At 72.4% G+C, this 14,419-nt stretch carries 14 protein-coding genes; 9 read left to right on the forward strand and 5 right to left on the reverse strand.

Annotation, left to right across the window (positions count from 1 at the left end; all coding sequences use genetic code 11):
• Positions 1-931: dihydrodipicolinate synthase family protein (locus ETD85_RS04115; protein ID WP_138688237.1), on the reverse strand; the 931-nt coding region annotated here is incomplete at its 3' end.
• Between the two features lie 196 nt (positions 932-1,127).
• Here ETD85_RS04115 and ETD85_RS04120 point away from each other — a divergent pair.
• The 8 genes from ETD85_RS04120 (at position 1,128) to ETD85_RS04155 (ending at position 8,457) form a co-directional block, all read left to right on the forward strand.
• Positions 1,128-2,174: a LacI family DNA-binding transcriptional regulator gene (locus tag ETD85_RS04120; RefSeq protein WP_138688238.1), complete on the forward strand. Its 1,047-nt coding sequence runs from the start codon at positions 1,128-1,130 to the stop codon at positions 2,172-2,174.
• A gap of 37 nt (positions 2,175-2,211) precedes the next feature.
• The gene (locus ETD85_RS04125) at positions 2,212-3,141 is read left to right on the forward strand and encodes an ABC transporter permease (protein ID WP_138688239.1); all 930 of its coding nucleotides are present in this window, start codon (positions 2,212-2,214) and stop codon (positions 3,139-3,141) included.
• Positions 3,138-4,013, forward strand: a complete 876-nt coding sequence (locus ETD85_RS04130; protein ID WP_138688240.1) for an ABC transporter permease — start codon at positions 3,138-3,140, stop codon at positions 4,011-4,013. Before ETD85_RS04125 ends, ETD85_RS04130 begins: the two co-directional genes overlap by 4 nt.
• A 61-nt stretch (positions 4,014-4,074) precedes the next feature.
• Positions 4,075-5,613 (forward strand): ABC transporter substrate-binding protein, encoded by a 1,539-nt coding sequence (locus tag ETD85_RS04135; RefSeq protein WP_138688241.1) that lies wholly within the window; start codon positions 4,075-4,077, stop codon positions 5,611-5,613.
• Entirely contained in the window at positions 5,610-6,629 is a 1,020-nt protein-coding gene (locus tag ETD85_RS04140) for an ABC transporter ATP-binding protein (protein WP_138688242.1), read from the forward strand. The genes ETD85_RS04135 and ETD85_RS04140 overlap by 4 nt, the downstream gene beginning before the upstream one ends.
• Entirely contained in the window at positions 6,629-7,480 is an 852-nt protein-coding gene (locus tag ETD85_RS04145; RefSeq protein WP_138688316.1) for an ATP-binding cassette domain-containing protein, read from the forward strand. Before ETD85_RS04140 ends, ETD85_RS04145 begins: the two co-directional genes overlap by 1 nt.
• 47 nt (positions 7,481-7,527) lie before the next feature.
• Positions 7,528-7,866 carry a hypothetical protein gene (locus ETD85_RS04150; RefSeq protein ID WP_138688243.1) on the forward strand — a complete coding sequence of 113 codons (339 nt, stop codon included), beginning with the start codon at positions 7,528-7,530 and terminating at the stop codon, positions 7,864-7,866.
• 129 nt (positions 7,867-7,995) lie between these two features.
• Complete coding sequence (locus ETD85_RS04155; RefSeq protein ID WP_138688244.1) at positions 7,996-8,457, forward strand: nuclear transport factor 2 family protein; 462 nt, start codon at positions 7,996-7,998, stop codon at positions 8,455-8,457.
• Positions 8,458-8,513: 56 nt separating this feature from the next.
• Here the strand turns inward: ETD85_RS04155 and ETD85_RS04160 are convergent, their stop codons facing one another.
• Both ETD85_RS04160 and ETD85_RS04165 read right to left on the reverse strand, forming a co-directional pair.
• Positions 8,514-10,310: a hydroxysqualene dehydroxylase gene (locus ETD85_RS04160; protein WP_138688245.1), complete on the reverse strand. Its 1,797-nt coding sequence runs from the start codon at positions 10,308-10,310 to the stop codon at positions 8,514-8,516.
• 95 nt (positions 10,311-10,405) lie between these two features.
• The gene (locus ETD85_RS04165) at positions 10,406-11,032 is read right to left on the reverse strand and encodes a TetR/AcrR family transcriptional regulator (protein WP_240778945.1); all 627 of its coding nucleotides are present in this window, start codon (positions 11,030-11,032) and stop codon (positions 10,406-10,408) included.
• A 108-nt stretch (positions 11,033-11,140) separates the two neighbouring features.
• On the opposite strand from ETD85_RS04165, the gene ETD85_RS04170 reads away from it, so the two are divergent.
• Positions 11,141-12,514: an NAD(P)/FAD-dependent oxidoreductase gene (locus tag ETD85_RS04170; protein ID WP_138688246.1), complete on the forward strand. Its 1,374-nt coding sequence runs from the start codon at positions 11,141-11,143 to the stop codon at positions 12,512-12,514.
• Here the strand turns inward: ETD85_RS04170 and ETD85_RS04175 are convergent.
• On the reverse strand, positions 12,489-13,121 hold the full coding sequence (locus ETD85_RS04175; RefSeq protein WP_138688247.1) for a LysE family translocator: 633 nt from the start codon (positions 13,119-13,121) through the stop codon (positions 12,489-12,491). The two genes, ETD85_RS04170 and ETD85_RS04175, sit on opposite strands and share 26 nt — an antisense overlap.
• 143 nt (positions 13,122-13,264) lie before the next feature.
• Entirely contained in the window at positions 13,265-14,329 is a 1,065-nt protein-coding gene (locus tag ETD85_RS04180) for a serine hydrolase domain-containing protein (RefSeq protein WP_138688248.1), read from the reverse strand.
• Positions 14,330-14,419 lie beyond the last annotated feature (90 nt).

A 14,419-nucleotide genomic window follows, 5' to 3' on the forward strand; every position in this document is an offset into this window, starting at 1 on the left:
AGATGGGTATAAGAGACAGGTCCAGCGCGGCGCGCAGCGTGGCGAGCTCGGTGTCGTCGAGGGGCAGGAAGGGCGCCGTGGCGTGGGGCGGGCAGAGCCCCAGCAGGTGCAGCGCGGTCTTGATCACGACGATGCCGCTGGCTCCGGGCCGGACCGCGAAGAGCGCGGCCAGCCGGTCGACGTCGCGTTGCAGCGCCGCGGCGGCGGCGTGGTCTCCGTCCAGGACGGCCCTGAACAGGGCGGCGCAGAGGGCCGGGGCGAGCATGCCCACGCCCGGCACCACGCCGGCGGCCCCCGCCCGCAGCCCGTCGGCGAGCTGCCGCTCCGCGCCCTGGGCGACCTGGAAGCCGGGCCGTTCCCCGGCCAGGGCGCAGAACTGGGCGAACAGGGCGGCGTCTCCCGAGCTGTCCTTCAGGCCGGCGACGGCCGGCTCGTCGAGCAGGCGGCGCACCAGGGTGGCGGTGATCGGGTTGCCGGTGTAGCCGGGGCTGTTGTAGATCACTACCGGCCTGCCGTGGCGGGCGAGGTCGCGGAAGTGCGCGTGCAGCTCGCGTTCGGTGTGCCGGAAGTAGGACGGGGCGAGCACGACCACGGCGTCCAGGTCGACCCCGGCCAGGCGGTCCATGCGGTCCAGGGTCTCCCTGGTGCCGGTGCCGGCGGCGGTGACCATGATCCGGGCGGCCGGACCGGCCAGCTCGCGCCACATGGGCGAGACCTCCGCCGCGTACGCCCGGACCTCGCCGGCGGTCAGCAGCGGGCCCTCCCCGTTGGTGCCGGCCAGCATCAGCGTCGTGACGCCGCCGGCCGCGAGATGGGCCAGCAGCGGCGCGACGGCCGGCGGGTCGGGTCGCCCACGACGGTCGAGCGCGGTGACGAGCGGAATGATCACCCCGGCGACCGGATGGTCGGACGGGTCGGAAACGGTGGCCATGGCACCTCCCTCGGCGAATGTCTCCGGACCGTACCCGCGATCTGTGCCGGGCGCCAGATGCTAATAGGCATTAGCAAATTTGGCCGGTCGCGTGACCTGGCTCGTTCGGCGATTTAGCCCAGGTCCATTGACATCTCACAGATGCCAGGGCAAAACTTTGCGTTCACCGAGTTAGGCGCATTAGCAGGAGGCTCAGATGAGTCGCGGACCGGTGCGAAGGCCCACCCAGGCCGACATCGCGCGCCTCGCGGGGGTCAGCCAGGCGACCGTCTCGATCGTGCTGAACGAGCGGAACGACATCCGGATCAGCCCGACGACCCGCGAGCGGGTGCTGGCGGCGATCCGCGAGTGGGGCTACGTCGCCAACGCCTCGGCGCGATCCCTCGCCGGCGGCCAGAACAAGATCATCGGGGTGTACACGTTCGAGCCGGTCTTCCCGACGACGAGCGTCGACTTCTACTTCCCGTTCCTGCTCGGCATGGAGCAGGCGGCCGCGGAGCTCGGCTACGACCTGCTGATGTTCACCAGCGTCGGCGGCCAGCGGCAGGTCTTCCGCGACGGATCCACCCGGCTGTCGCTCGCGGACGGCGCGCTGCTGCTCGGCCGCGACCCGAACGTCGAGGAGGTCGAGCGGCTGCGCGACACCGGCTACCCGTTCGTCTACGTGGGACACCGGGAAGTGTCCGGGGCGCCGGTCTCCTACATGGCGGCCGACTACACCGGAGCCACCCGGCAGCTCACCGAGCGGCTGTTCGAGCTGGGCCACCGGCGCGTCGCCTACGCCCGGATCGGCGACGGCGGCGCGCAGCCCAGCCGGGACCGGGAGAAGGGGTTCCGCGGGGCGCTGCCCGCCGGCGAGACCAGGCGGCTCACCGGCCCGGTGTGGACGCTGGAGTCCCCCGACGAGGTGGCCGGGCTGCTGGCGGAGATCCGGCGCGGCGGCATCACCGCCGTGGTGGCCGAGCAGGTCCTGCTCGCGGAAGAGCTCCAGGCGTGCGCGCAGCGGCAGGGCCTGTCGGTTCCCGACGACCTGAGCATCGTCGTCCTGGGCGACTCGACCGGCTCGCGCCGCACCGGCACGCTCTGGACCGGCCTGGTGGTCCCGCGCGAGCAGATGGGCCGGCAGGCCACCCAGCTGCTGGTCCGCCTGCTGGAGGCCCCCGAGCCGGAGGCCCGCAGAGAGTACGTCGAATGCCCCCTGATGGCGGGCGCGACGGTGGCACCACCAAGGAGAGAGCAGTGACCAGTCCCGCCCCCGCCCCACCGGCAGGGCCACCCACATGATCAAGGTCATCGCCAAACGGTTGCTCGTCGGCGTGCTGGTGATGTGGGGCGCCGCCTCGCTCATCTTCCTCATAGTCCGGGTCGCCCCGGGCGATCCGGCGACGATCCTGCTCGGCCCGGACGCGAGCCGGGAGCAGGTGGCCGAGCTGACCGCGCGGCTGGGGTTCGACCGGCCGGTGCTCGGCCAGTACTTCGGCTATCTCGCCGACGTGGCGCAGCTGCGCTTCGGCGACTCCTACCGGTTCGGCCGGCCGGCGATGTCGGAGGTGCTCGAACGCCTGCCCGCGACCGCCGACCTGATGCTCGCCTCGACGCTCATCGCCGTGACCCTCGGCCTCGTGCTGGGGATGCTGGCCGGCGGCCGACCGGGCGGCGTCGTGGACCGGGTGGTCACCGCCGGCACCATCGCCCTGCAGTCCTTCCCCACCTTCTGGGTCGGCATCATGCTGATCCTCGTCTTCGCGCTGGCGCTGCGCCTGCTGCCCAGCGCGGGGGCGGGCACGCCGGGTCACCTGATCCTGCCGGCGATCACGCTGGCGCTGCCGTTCACCGCCATCGTGGCCCGCCTGACCAGGACCAGCGTCGCGGAGACGATGCGCGAGGCGTACATCCAGACGGCGCGCTCGAAAGGGCTCACCGAGCAGCAGGTGCTGGTCGGCCACGCCCTGCGCAACTCCCTCATCCCCGTCGTGACCGTCGTCGGCCTGCACATGGGCGGCCTGATGGGCGGCGCGGTCGTGGTCGAGAACGTCTTCGCCTGGCCTGGGCTCGGCACGCTCGTGGTGGACGCGGTCTCCAACCGCGACTACGCGGTCGTGCAGGCAGCCACCTTCCTGATCGCGGGCATCGTGATGCTCTTCAACCTCGTCGCCGACCTGCTGTACTCCCAGCTCGACCCGCGCATCAAGCTGGACGGTGCGGCATGACCGCCGTCGCCGGGGTCCGGCCCCGCGCCGCCCGCCGGTGGGCGGCGGGCCGGCGCTGGCTCAGCCGCGTCCCGTACGCCGTGCTCGCCCTCTACGTCGTGGTCGGCGGCGCGGGCCCGCTGCTCATCGACTACAACCCGGTACGCGTCGCGCTCGACGACCGGCTGCTCGCCCCCGGGACGCGGCTGGCGGCGGGCGGGATCGCCTGGTTCGGCACCGACGGCCTCGGCCGTGACGTGCTCGCCCAGGTCGTCTACGGCGCCCGCACCTCGGTGATCATCGGGGTCGCGACGGTCGTCGTCTCCTGCCTGATCGGCGTGACCGTCGGCGTCGCCGCCGGCTATTTCCGCGGCTGGCTGGACACGGTGCTCGCGCGCGGCATCGACATCCTGCTGGCCTTCCCGGCGATCCTGCTGACCATCGTGATCGCGGGAGCCTTCGAGCGCAGCGTCCTGGTGGTGGTGACCGCGCTGTCCGCGACGGCCTGGATCTCGTTCGCCCGGGTCACCCGCGGCGTCGCCCTGTCGGTGCGCGAGCGGGCCTTCATCGACGCGGCGCGGGTCCTCGGCGTCCGGCCGGCGCAGATCCTGGTGCGGCACATCGTGCCGCTCACGGCAGGCCCGGTGGTCGCCCTGGCGACGCTGGAGTTCGCCCTCGTCGTGCTGGCCGAAGCCGGGCTCAGCTTCCTCGGCATCGGCCTGCCCAACTCGGCGGTGTCGTGGGGCCAGACCATCGCCAACGGAAAGCAGTATCTCGAAACCGCCTGGTGGATCTCGGCTCTGCCCGGCGTCGCACTGTCGCTGCTGATCATCAACATCGGGATCCTCGGCGACCAGCTCACCGCCCGGTACGGACGCGGACACCTCAGGTGAGCCCCGACCGGCACCACCCTCTTCCCCTCACACAGCACCCCCGGAAGGCGGGAAGACGTCCATGACCAGATCCCTTGCCCCACGCAGTCCGCGTCTCGCGGCACTGGCCCTCATCGCCGCCGCGGCCCTCGCGATCAGCGGTTGCAGCGCCGCCAGCGGTGGCGGCGGCAGTGCCGGCAGTGCCGGCGGCGAGATCACCGTCGCCGGCACGTACGCGATCGAGAGCCTCGACCCCGACAGTCCCACCAGCGGCGGAGCCACCGGCACCCAGCTGGCCGCCAAGGCGATCTTCAGCCGGCTGGTCCGCCCCCGGTCGGACGGCACGCTGGAGGGCGACCTCGCCACCGCGTGGAAGCCCGACAGCACCGCCACGCAGTGGACGTTCACGCTGCGCCCGGACGTGAAGTTCAGCGACGGCAAGCCCGTCACCGCCGATGACGTGGTCGGCTCGTTCAAGCGGTTCGTGGAGCTCAAGAGCACGAACGCGGCCAACTTCACCGGCTACACGATGGCCGCCACGTCGCCCGCGGAGGTGGTGCTGACGGCGCCGAAGCCGGACGCGGCGGTGCCGTACAAGCTGGCGGTCTTCTTCGTGATGCCCGGCAGCCTGACCGGCGAGAGCCCGGCGTGGTTCCAGACGCCGGTCGGGTCGGGGCCGTTCAAGGTCGAGAAGTTCGACTCGTCGGGGACGCTCGTCCTGGTGCCGAACCCCGGCCACTACGCCGGCGCGCCCAAGGCCGGGCGGGTGACCATCCGCAAGATGCCCGAGCTCGCGGCCCGGCTGACCGCGCTGCGCACCGGCGAGGTGGACCTCGTCTCGGGCATCCCCGACGACCAGCTCGCCGCGTTGCAGCAGGACTCCAACCTCAAGGTCGAGACGGTGCCGAGCACCGCCGTGTTCACCATGTGGTTCAACTCCGGCACGCCGGCGCTGAAGGACGCCAAGGTGCGCCGGGCGCTGTGGCAGGCGGTCGACTTCGCCACCATCATCAAGCGGCTGTACCCGCAGACGGGCAGCCTGGCCGACGCCCCGGTCTCGCCCATCACGCTCGGCCACGTCCCCCAGGAGCCCGTCCGCTACGACCCCGACGCGGCCAAGGCCGCGCTGAAGGACGCGGGCTTCGACTTCTCCGCCAAGCTGCGGCTGCAGTTCGCCAACGCCGAGTTCCGCGCGTTCAACCAGGCGATCGTCTCCGACCTGCAGAAGATCGGCGTCCAGGTGGATCTGCTGGAGAAGGAGCAGGCGGTGTTCACCAAGGACCTGCTCGCCCTGAACTGGGACGTCAACTTCCAGCAGCTGTCGAACCCCACGTTCGACTCGGCGAACACGCTCGGCCGGCTGTACCCCTGCGCGGCCAAGCGCAACGGCTACTGCAACCCGGAGCTGGACAAGCTGCTCGCCGCCGCCGGGGCGAGCCCCGACAGCGACGAGCGGGTCAGGCTGTACGGCGAGGCCAGCAAGATCATCTGGTCGGACGCGGTCGGCATGTTCCCGATGGCCGTCAAGTACGCCTACGCCTGGAACCGCCGCGTCACCGGCGTCACGCCGGACCCGAACGGCCTGCCCGACTTCTCCGGCATGCAGGTCAGCGGCTCATGAGCCGGGCGCGGACATCGCCGGTCGCGGGGACGACGTCCCCGCAACCGGGCGGCCCCCTGCTGGAGGCGGACGGGCTGGTCATCGACCTGCCCGTCGCCGGCGGCAGCGTCCGCGTCGTCGATCGGGTGACGTTCGACATCCCGCCGGCGACGACGGTCGGGCTCATCGGCGAGTCGGGCAGCGGCAAGACGATGACCGCGAACGCGGTGATCGGCCTGCTCCCACGGGGCGCGGAGACCGGCGGGGAGCTGCGCTGGCGGGGCGAGGACCTGCTCGGGGCGAGCCCCGCCCGGCGGCGCCGGCTGCGCGGCCACGAGATCGCGATGATCTTCCAGGACCCGCTGGCCGCGCTCAACCCCACCCAGACGATCGGCCGCCAGGTGGGCGAGATCCTGCGCCGCGCCGGCCGCCCGCGCGCCGAGGTGCGTGCGCAGGTGCTCGAACTGCTCGACCGGGCGGGCATCCCCGAGCCGGCGACCAGGATGCGCAGCTACCCGCACGAGTTCTCCGGCGGGATGCGGCAGCGGGCCATGATCGCTCTGGCGCTGGCGGGCAGCCCGGCCCTGCTGCTCGCCGACGAGCCCACCACCGCGCTGGACGTGACCGTACAGGCGCGCATCCTGCGCCTGCTGCGCTCCATCCAGGAGGACCAGGGCCTGGCGATGCTCCTCGTCAGCCACGACCTGCGGGTGGTGGCGCACGTCGCGCACCAGGTCGTCGTCATGTACGCCGGCCGGGTCGCCGAGCGCGGCCCCACCGCGGCCGTGCTGGCCGGCCCGGCCCACCCCTACACCCGCGCGCTGGTGGACAGCGTGCCCGCCGTGCGGACCCGGACCGCGCTGGCCCACCCGCTGCCGGGCACGCCGGCCACGCCCGCCGGCCGTCCCGGGGGATGCGCCTTCCATCCCCGGTGCCCGCTGGCGCGGGACCGGTGCCGTACCGAGGAGCCGCAGGCCAGATCCGTCGCGCCCGGCCGGTGGGCCGCGTGCCATTTCGCCGAGGAGGTGCTGCCGTGATGGCAGAAGGTCCGGCCGGGGACCTGCTGGAGGTGCGTGACCTGCGGGTCTCCTTCGGCCGGCGCGGCGGGTGGTTCCGCTCGCGCTCGGCCCGGTCCGGGGAGTTCGTCGCGGTCGACGGCGTGAGCCTCACCGTGGCTCCCGACGAGATCGTGGGGCTGGTCGGCGAGTCGGGGTCGGGCAAGACCACGGTCGCCAGGGCGGTCGTCGGCCTGATCAGGCCCGGCTCCGGGAGCATCCTGCTCGACGGGGTGCCCGTGGGCCCGGTCGGGCGGCGGACCACGGCGCAGCAACGGGCCGCGCAGATGGTGTTCCAGGACCCGCGGTCGTCGCTCAGCCCGCGCATGACCGTCGCCGCGATCATCGACGAGGCGTGGCGCACCCATCCGGACTCGGCCCCGGACGGCGACCGCACCGCCGCGCTGCACCGCCTGCTCGACGACGTCGGGCTCGACGCGAGCGTCGCCGGGCAGCGGGCGGAGGAGATGTCCGGCGGGCAGTGCCAGCGCGTCAGCATCGCCCGCGCGCTCGCCGTCCGGCCCCGGCTGCTGGTGTGCGACGAGGCGGTGTCCGCCCTGGACGTGTCGGTCCAGGCGCAGATCCTCCGGCTCCTGGTCGACCTGCGCGAGCGCCACCACCTGGCGATGCTGTTCATCTCCCACGACCTCGGCGTGGTGCATCAGATCGCGGACCGGATCGCCGTCATGCGGCGCGGCGTGGTCGTCGAGGAGGGGCGGGCGACGGACGTGCTCGGCTCGCCGCGGCACGAGTACACCCGCGCCCTGCTCGACGCCGCGCTCGAACTGTCCGCCGCGAACCCCGGGGGCGCGGGCGGGACGGAGGAGGGCTGAGGGCCGAGGCGGTGATTCGGGGGTCAAGATTCGGGCAGTTGCCGGTCATGAACGGACAGGACGAAGACCTCTCGGACGTGCCGGCCGCGATCGGCCAGGTCAACGGGGAGAGCGACACCATCGCCGCCCGTGCAGGGGTGGAGGTCAGGCAGACCCGCCGCCCGATCCCCGCGGAGCCGGTCGAGCAGCCGCCCGACCCGGAGCGGAAGGTCGAGGAGGAGCGGCGCGAGGCGGCCCTGCTGGACGAGATCCAGCCGGTGACCGAGGACCCCGGCGAGGAGGAGGCCCGTCCTGACGCCGAGCCCACCGGCGGGGAGGAAGCTCGTTCTGACGCCGAGCTCCGCGCCGGTGAGGAGGCCCGCTCCGGCGCCGAGCCCACCGGCTGAGCGTACGGCGATCATCAGCGGCGGGCGGCCCCCCACGGGCACCGGCGTCCGCGGTCACCGGTAGATTTGCCGCTTTGCCGTCACCGGGAACGGCACGCTGAAGATCGCCCGTCTCGTCTGGGGGAGACCATGTCCACATCCGTCCACACGCCCGCCGATCCGGCGCCGAGCCACCGGGCCATCGAGAACCTGATCGCGTGTTACGCCGAGTGCGTGGACGACGGCGATTTCGCCGGGCTCGGCAGCCTGCTCGCCGACGCCACCTTCACCGGCAGCGGCGAGCCGGTGAGCGGTCCCGGCGCGATCGAGAAGATGTTCCAGGACACCCTGATCGTCTACGCCGACGGCACGCCGCGAACCCAGCATGTCGTGTCCAACCTCGCCATCGAGGTCGACGAAGCGGCGGGCACGGCGGCCGCGCGCTCGTACGTCACCGTGCTGCAGGCGCTGCCCGGCCTGCCGCTGCAGGCCATCGCCGGCGGCCGGTACCGCGACCGCTTCGAGCGCCGCGACGGCCGGTGGCGCTTCGTCGAGCGGCAGGTCCGCATCAACCTCGTCGGCGACGTGAGCCACCACCTGCGCCAGAGGTAGACCGGCCCGCCGGCCGCGGCCCCGCCGGTGGGCGGAGCCGCGGCGGGCCCGTGCCGTCAGCGACCCGGCCAGTACGGGCTGAACAGGTCGAACTGGTTCGGCAGGCCGAGCAGGTAACGCGCGTCGTCGGTGTTGTAGAGCGCCTTGAACTCGCGCGGCAGATAGAGGCTGAAGAGCTCGGCCCGCGCCGCGGAGGAGCCGGAGGCGTCGAGGATGGCGTTGGCGGCCATGCGCCCGGCCTCGTTGCCGCCCTCCATCGTGGCGAGGTTGATGCTGTTGCGGACGTAGTCGGCGGCGAGGAAGAGGTTGGGGATCTGGGTGACCGCCGTGGGGCGGTTGCTCCAGGACGAGGGCGTGTTGATGAGCAGCGGCTCGTCGTTGGCCACGGCCGGGGTGGCCTCGCCGGTGATCGCCGGATCCACGAACCAGGACCGTACGATCGAGTCGGGCAGCAGCGCCGCGCCGCCGGGCAGGGCCGCCCGGACCTGGGCCAGCACCTCCTGGACGATCTGCGGCCTGGTGCACTGCTTGGCGGTCTTGCCGAAGAGGATGCCGGGCGTGTTCCAGTCCGACAGGTCGAGTGACAGGCAGTCGGTGACCGTGCCGTCCCCGTAGCTCGCCGCGAAATTGCGGCTCCAGAACTGCGCCTGGCTGATCGAGGTGAGCGCCCACGGCGTCGCGGCGTAGATGAGGTGGCCGTTCGCGATCGGGCGGGGCTCCTTGAGGTAGATCATGACCCCGTTCATCCAGTCCGTCTCCAGATGATCCAGGCGGGCCAGGCCGGGGTCGGCCGTCTTCATGGCGGTGGTCAGCAGGGGGCGTAAGCGCTCGACGGGGAGGGCGGCCACGTAGTGGTCGGCGGTGACGGTGCCGGCGGCCCCGCTGGGGTCGGTCACCCGCACGCCGGTGACCCGGCCGCCGGAGTAGTCGAACCCGGTGGCGGTCCATCCGACCTTGAACTGCACGCCGAGACCGGTGAGGTAGCCGATCCAGGGCGTGAGCCAGACGTCGTTGGACGGGCCGTTGAGCACCTGGTCGGGCGGGCCGTACGGGCCGAGGCCGAGGGCGCTGTAGACCAGCGCCTCGAACATCAGGCCCATGGTGCGGGTGTTGGCCTTGTCCGGCTGGGCCGCGACCAGGGACGCCGTGAACAGCCTGACCAGCAGGTCGCGGTACTCCTGCGACATGATGTCGGCCTTGATGAAGTCGGCGAACCCCATGTTCTCCCACTGGCCGAGGCGCCGGCGCGGGCCGCTGGTGACGAAGGTCACGAGCTTGGAGACGAAGAACTCGATCTGCGACAGCGGGACCGTGGTGACGGCCGTCAGGGCGCTGCGTAAGTAGTCCCTGATCGCTTCGGGGGTGAGGGAGCCGCCGATGCTGCCCGGCACCGGCACGCGCAGCTCCTTCCCCTTGTACGCGATCACCGCCAGGCTGGCCGAGACGAGGTTGTCGCGTACGGTGCCGGACCCGTAGGGGATGCGGCTCATGGTGTCGGGCAGGTTCTGGTAGAAGCCGGGGAAGAACCGGAAGCCGTGCTCGCCGGGCAGGTCCTGCCTGCCGCCGGTGCCCGTTCCCGGGACGGGGATGCTCCTGGACTTGCCGCCCAGGGCCTTGCGCTCGTAGACGGTGACCTGGAAACCGCGTTCGGCCAGCTCGTGAGCGGCACTGAGCCCGCCCATGCCGGCGCCGAAGACAGCCACGCTCTTGCCCGCGGCGCTCACCAGGGACGGTGTCGCGTTGGCCGGCGCCGTGCCCCACAGCGGCCCGGCCGTCGCTCCGGCCGCCGCTGCCATGGCGCCGGTGACGAAGCTCCGGCGCCCGATCCCGTTCCGATTCTCTGGCTGGCCCATGACGGAACCTCCCGCCTAACCGACACTTGTGTTGGTTTAGTTAGGCGAACGATGAACGCGTGGCTCACATCTGTCAATACGTGAACGTGATGGGCTCAGGGAGAGTCGGGGCCGGGAATCTGGGACAGCCCGTTCCACAGCACGAGCATGGCGGACTCGACGAGCTCCTCCCGCGACACCGCGGGATGCCGGGCCCACCACTGGGCCAGGCCGTCGGTGCCCGAGATCAGCAGCTCGACCACCGCCTGCGCGGTCTCGGTCTCGGGGTCGAGTCCGAGCCGGCGCAGATCCCGTCCGAGCATCGCGGCGACCGAGCGGGTGCGGGTCTCCCTGATGCCCCAGCGGACGGCCTTGATCTCGGGATCGTCCTCGTCGGTGTGGTCGAACAGCAGGCGACGTGCGGCCGGGCTGCCTTCGGCGAAGCTGAAATAGGCGTCCAGGGTCGCGCGCAGCCGCCGTCCGGGCGAGCCCGAGCCGGTGATCCGGGCGCCGACGTGCTCCACCAGCAGGGCGTTCTGCTCCTGGAGTACGGTGATCATGAGCACCCGTTTGGACGGGAAATGGTCGTAGAGCACCGATCGCGTCACCCCCGCCGCGATCGCGATCTCCTCCATCGCCGTGGCGTGGTAGCCGCGCCCGGCGAAGACCTCCAGAGCCGCCTCGACGATCCGGACCCGGCGGGCCGAGCCCGGCATCCGCTTCTTCAGCTCCCTGCTCGCCATGCCGTGCACACTACCGCCCGGAGGGAGGTTGACTCCGGACTTCGGGCCGCTTACCGTCCATACAACCGACACATCAGTCGGTTAGCGGGCTGTCTGCAAGGAGGTCCGATGGCCGAGCAGGCCGACGTGGTCATCGCCGGAGCGCGCTGCGCGGGCTCGGCCGCCGCCGCCACCCTCGCCAGAGCGGGGCGCCGGGTGATCGCGGTCGATCCGGTACGGTTCCCCGCCACCACGGTCTCCACCCACCTGCTCTTCGCCGGAGGCGTCGCCGAGCTGGCCCGCGTCGGCGCCCTGGAACGCGTGGAGAAGATCGGCGCCCCCCGGCTCTCGCGCGCCTTCATCGGCGGCCCCGGCCACGCCGCCGACGGCTCCTACACCCCGGTCAACGGGATCGACTACGGCCTGTGCGTGCGGCGCGCGCCCCTCGACCAGGCCCTCGCCGAGACCGCGAGCGAGGCCGGAGCGGAGATCAGGCAGGGCCATCGCGTCACGGGCCTGCTCTGGCAGGACGGCCGGGCCGTCGGCGTGCGCGTGCAGGACCAGAGCGCGCGCGGGCAGGGCGGCAAGGAGTACGAGATCCGCGCCGATCTGGTCGTCGGCGCGGACGGCCGCCGCTCGACCGTCGCGCGCCTGGCCGGTGCCGAGCGCCCGCGTATCGCCCACGCCAACGGCCGGGCCTGCTACTACGCCTACTACGAGGACCCGCATCGGGACTGGCGCTCGACCGCCGCGATGTGGCTGACCGGCCGCGAGCTGGGCAACGCCTTCCCGTGTGACGACGGGCTGACGCTGGTGCTGCTGATGCCGCCGGTCGAGCGGGTGGCGGACTTCCGCGGCAACCTGGAGGCGGAGTTCGACCGTACCGTGGGCCTCGTCCCCGGGCTGGCCGAGCGCCTGGCGGGCTGCGCCCGGAGCACGCGGATCGTCAGCTCCGCCGAGCACCCGTCGTACTTCCGCCGCTCGGCCGGGCCCGGCTGGGTCCTGATCGGCGACGCGGGACACTTCAAGGACCCCGTCACGGCGCAGGGGATCCGCGACGCCGTGCGGTTCGGGCGGTTGCTGGGGGAGAGCGTCGCGGACGTCCTGGGCGACCCCGCCGCGCTCGACCGGGCCACGCTCGCGTGGGAGCGCACGCGCGACGCGCAGTGCGTGCACACCTACCACTGGACGAACCTGCTCGGACGCGGCGACGGCCTGGCTCACGTCCAGTTCGAGCTGCTCAAGGCGCTGACCGAGGGGCCGGACGGCGTCCGGAACGTCCTCGACGTCTACTCCCGGATCCGCGACCCGCGCGAGACCCTCGCCCTGCCCGGCCTGATCAAGGCGACCACCCGCGCGCTGCGGCTCGGCGCCGGCTCGCGACCGGCCATCGTACGGGCGGTCGGGACCACTCTCCGCGAGCTCGCCGGGCACCGGGCGGAGGCCAGGCGGCTGCTGGCCGACCGGACGGCTCCGGTCACCGGCTCCACAGGGCCTGGCTGAGGAGAAGCAGGGCCAGCACGCCGAAGGTGAGGCCCGCGCCCACGCTCAGCGCCGTCGCGCCCCGGCCGCCGCCGGCCAGCGCGCCGCCCAGCCGGCCGGCGAAGAGGCCGACGACGCTGTCCCAGCCGAGGCCGACGGCCAGGAAGATGAGGCCGAGCGTGAGCATCTGCACCGGGAGCGGGCCATGGCCGTCCCGGGTGAACTGCGGCAGGAAAGCCGCGAAGAACAGGATGACCTTGGGGTTGGACAGGTTGGTGAGCACGGCTCGCCCCAGGATCCGCCCGTCGGACGGCGGGACGCGCGCGGCGGCGCCCGGCGTCCCGGCCGACCGCAGGGTGCTCACCGCCAGCCAGCCGAGGTAGAGCGCGCCGAGCACTTGTACGACGATGAGCGCTCCCGGCGCCGTCCGCAGCAGCACGGCCAGGCCGAGCGCGGCGGCGGCCACGTGCACCACCATCCCCAGGGCCATGCCGACGGCGGACAGCATTCCCGCGCGCAGCCCCCGGTCCAGTGCCACGGCGACGATGTAGATGTTGTCCGGTCCCGGGGCGACGGTGACGAGGAACGCCGCCAGGAGGAAGGCGGGTAGCACGGCCAGATCTACCATGGCGGTCCTCCTCGTAACGTAATGCTGGGATTTATTACGTTACACGGGCGGACTGGAGAACTGCAACGCATATCCGAGGTTTATCGCGTTACATGGACATCCGGGCGTTCCCGAGCGGCCTGTCCGGCAGAAGTCGTGCCCGGTCACGTGGAGCAGAGGGCGGCGTCCAGGGTGGCGAACAGGTGGCTGTCGTCCCTGGGGGTGCCGGTGACGTACACGGTGGCCGCCTTGCCCGCGCGGTCGCGACCGCTGAGCACCCGCAGCCCGGGCAGGCCACCGTCGTGCATCAGGGCCGGCCCGCAGCTCAGCTCGTAGGTGTAGAGGCCGAGGCCGTACCGGCTGCCCTTCGGGTCGGTGCCGGCGACCGTGCGGGAGAGCATCGCCCGCAGGGTCCGCTCGGGGATGGCCTGCCAGAAGCGGTTCAGGTCGGCCGGCGTGGTGACCAGGCCGCCCGCGGCGCCGAAGGCGTAGCCGGGGAGCCGGGTCACGTCGGTGACTCCGGCGTCCGGGTCGACCGGGTTCACGCCGTAGGTGTGGGCGTGCTCGCCGCGGATGTCCGTCTCGCCGTTCTTCGGCCAGTAGGTGGCGTGCAGCCCTTTCAGCACGCCGTCCTGGGTGACGTCGCGGAAGTCCCGTCCGGTGACCTTCTCGATGAGCATCCCGGCGACGAGGTAGTTGGTGTTGGAGTAGGACCAGCGCTCGCCGGGCTTGCCGACCGGCGGCCGGGCCAGCGCCAGGGCGAGATGGTCGGCGGGGCCGCCGGGCTCGGCCCAGTCCACGAGGTCGAAATACTCCGGCAGGCCGCTGGTGTGCCGGAGCAGCTGGTCCACAGTGATCTTCCTGCCCTGGAGCAGGCCCGGCAGGTAGTGCTCGACCTGCCGCTTCAGGTCGATCTTCCCCTCGGCCGCCAGGTTCATCACGGTCACGCCGATGACGGACTTGGTCACGCTGGCGGCGCGCATCCGGCCGTCGGCGCCGACCATCGGCCTGCCGGTGCCTCGCTCGGCCGTGCCCGAGGACCAGGTGGTCTCGTGGCCACGCCGGTCGCGGACCGCGATCACCGCGCCGGTCAGGCCGTCCTGTCCGGTCAACCGGTCGGCTTGCCGGCGTACGGCGTCAGGCCGCGAATCGGCGGCGGCCAAGGCGGGGGAGGCGACCCCGGCGAGCGCGGCGGTCGCAATTCCGGCGGCGAGCAGCTTGCGTATCATCAGCATCTCCTTGAAGGGGTGACGCACCGATTCTTCGGCTTCCGGCTTTCCGGATCAGTCACGTCACCGGCCCTCTGCCGGTAGGGCTGC

Source organism: Nonomuraea zeae (genome assembly GCF_005889725.1).
GTDB classification, from domain to species: domain Bacteria; phylum Actinomycetota; class Actinomycetes; order Streptosporangiales; family Streptosporangiaceae; genus Nonomuraea; species Nonomuraea zeae.

Coding starts and splice junctions, on each gene's coding strand:
- ETD85_RS04120 (WP_138688238.1), top strand. CDS start 1,128: ATGAGTCGCGGACCGGTGCGAAGGCCCACCCAGGCCGACATCGCGCGC.
- ETD85_RS04125 (WP_138688239.1), top strand. CDS start 2,212: ATGATCAAGGTCATCGCCAAACGGTTGCTCGTCGGCGTGCTGGTGATG.
- ETD85_RS04130 (WP_138688240.1), top strand. CDS start 3,138: ATGACCGCCGTCGCCGGGGTCCGGCCCCGCGCCGCCCGCCGGTGGGCG.
- ETD85_RS04135 (WP_138688241.1), top strand. CDS start 4,075: ATGACCAGATCCCTTGCCCCACGCAGTCCGCGTCTCGCGGCACTGGCC.
- ETD85_RS04140 (WP_138688242.1), top strand. CDS start 5,610: ATGAGCCGGGCGCGGACATCGCCGGTCGCGGGGACGACGTCCCCGCAA.
- ETD85_RS04145 (WP_138688316.1), top strand. CDS start 6,629: ATGGCAGAAGGTCCGGCCGGGGACCTGCTGGAGGTGCGTGACCTGCGG.
- ETD85_RS04150 (WP_138688243.1), top strand. CDS start 7,528: ATGAACGGACAGGACGAAGACCTCTCGGACGTGCCGGCCGCGATCGGC.
- ETD85_RS04155 (WP_138688244.1), top strand. CDS start 7,996: ATGTCCACATCCGTCCACACGCCCGCCGATCCGGCGCCGAGCCACCGG.
- ETD85_RS04160 (WP_138688245.1), bottom strand. CDS start 10,310: ATGGGCCAGCCAGAGAATCGGAACGGGATCGGGCGCCGGAGCTTCGTC.
- ETD85_RS04165 (WP_240778945.1), bottom strand. CDS start 11,032: ATGGCGAGCAGGGAGCTGAAGAAGCGGATGCCGGGCTCGGCCCGCCGG.
- ETD85_RS04170 (WP_138688246.1), top strand. CDS start 11,141: ATGGCCGAGCAGGCCGACGTGGTCATCGCCGGAGCGCGCTGCGCGGGC.
- ETD85_RS04175 (WP_138688247.1), bottom strand. CDS start 13,121: ATGGTAGATCTGGCCGTGCTACCCGCCTTCCTCCTGGCGGCGTTCCTC.
- ETD85_RS04180 (WP_138688248.1), bottom strand. CDS start 14,329: ATGATACGCAAGCTGCTCGCCGCCGGAATTGCGACCGCCGCGCTCGCC.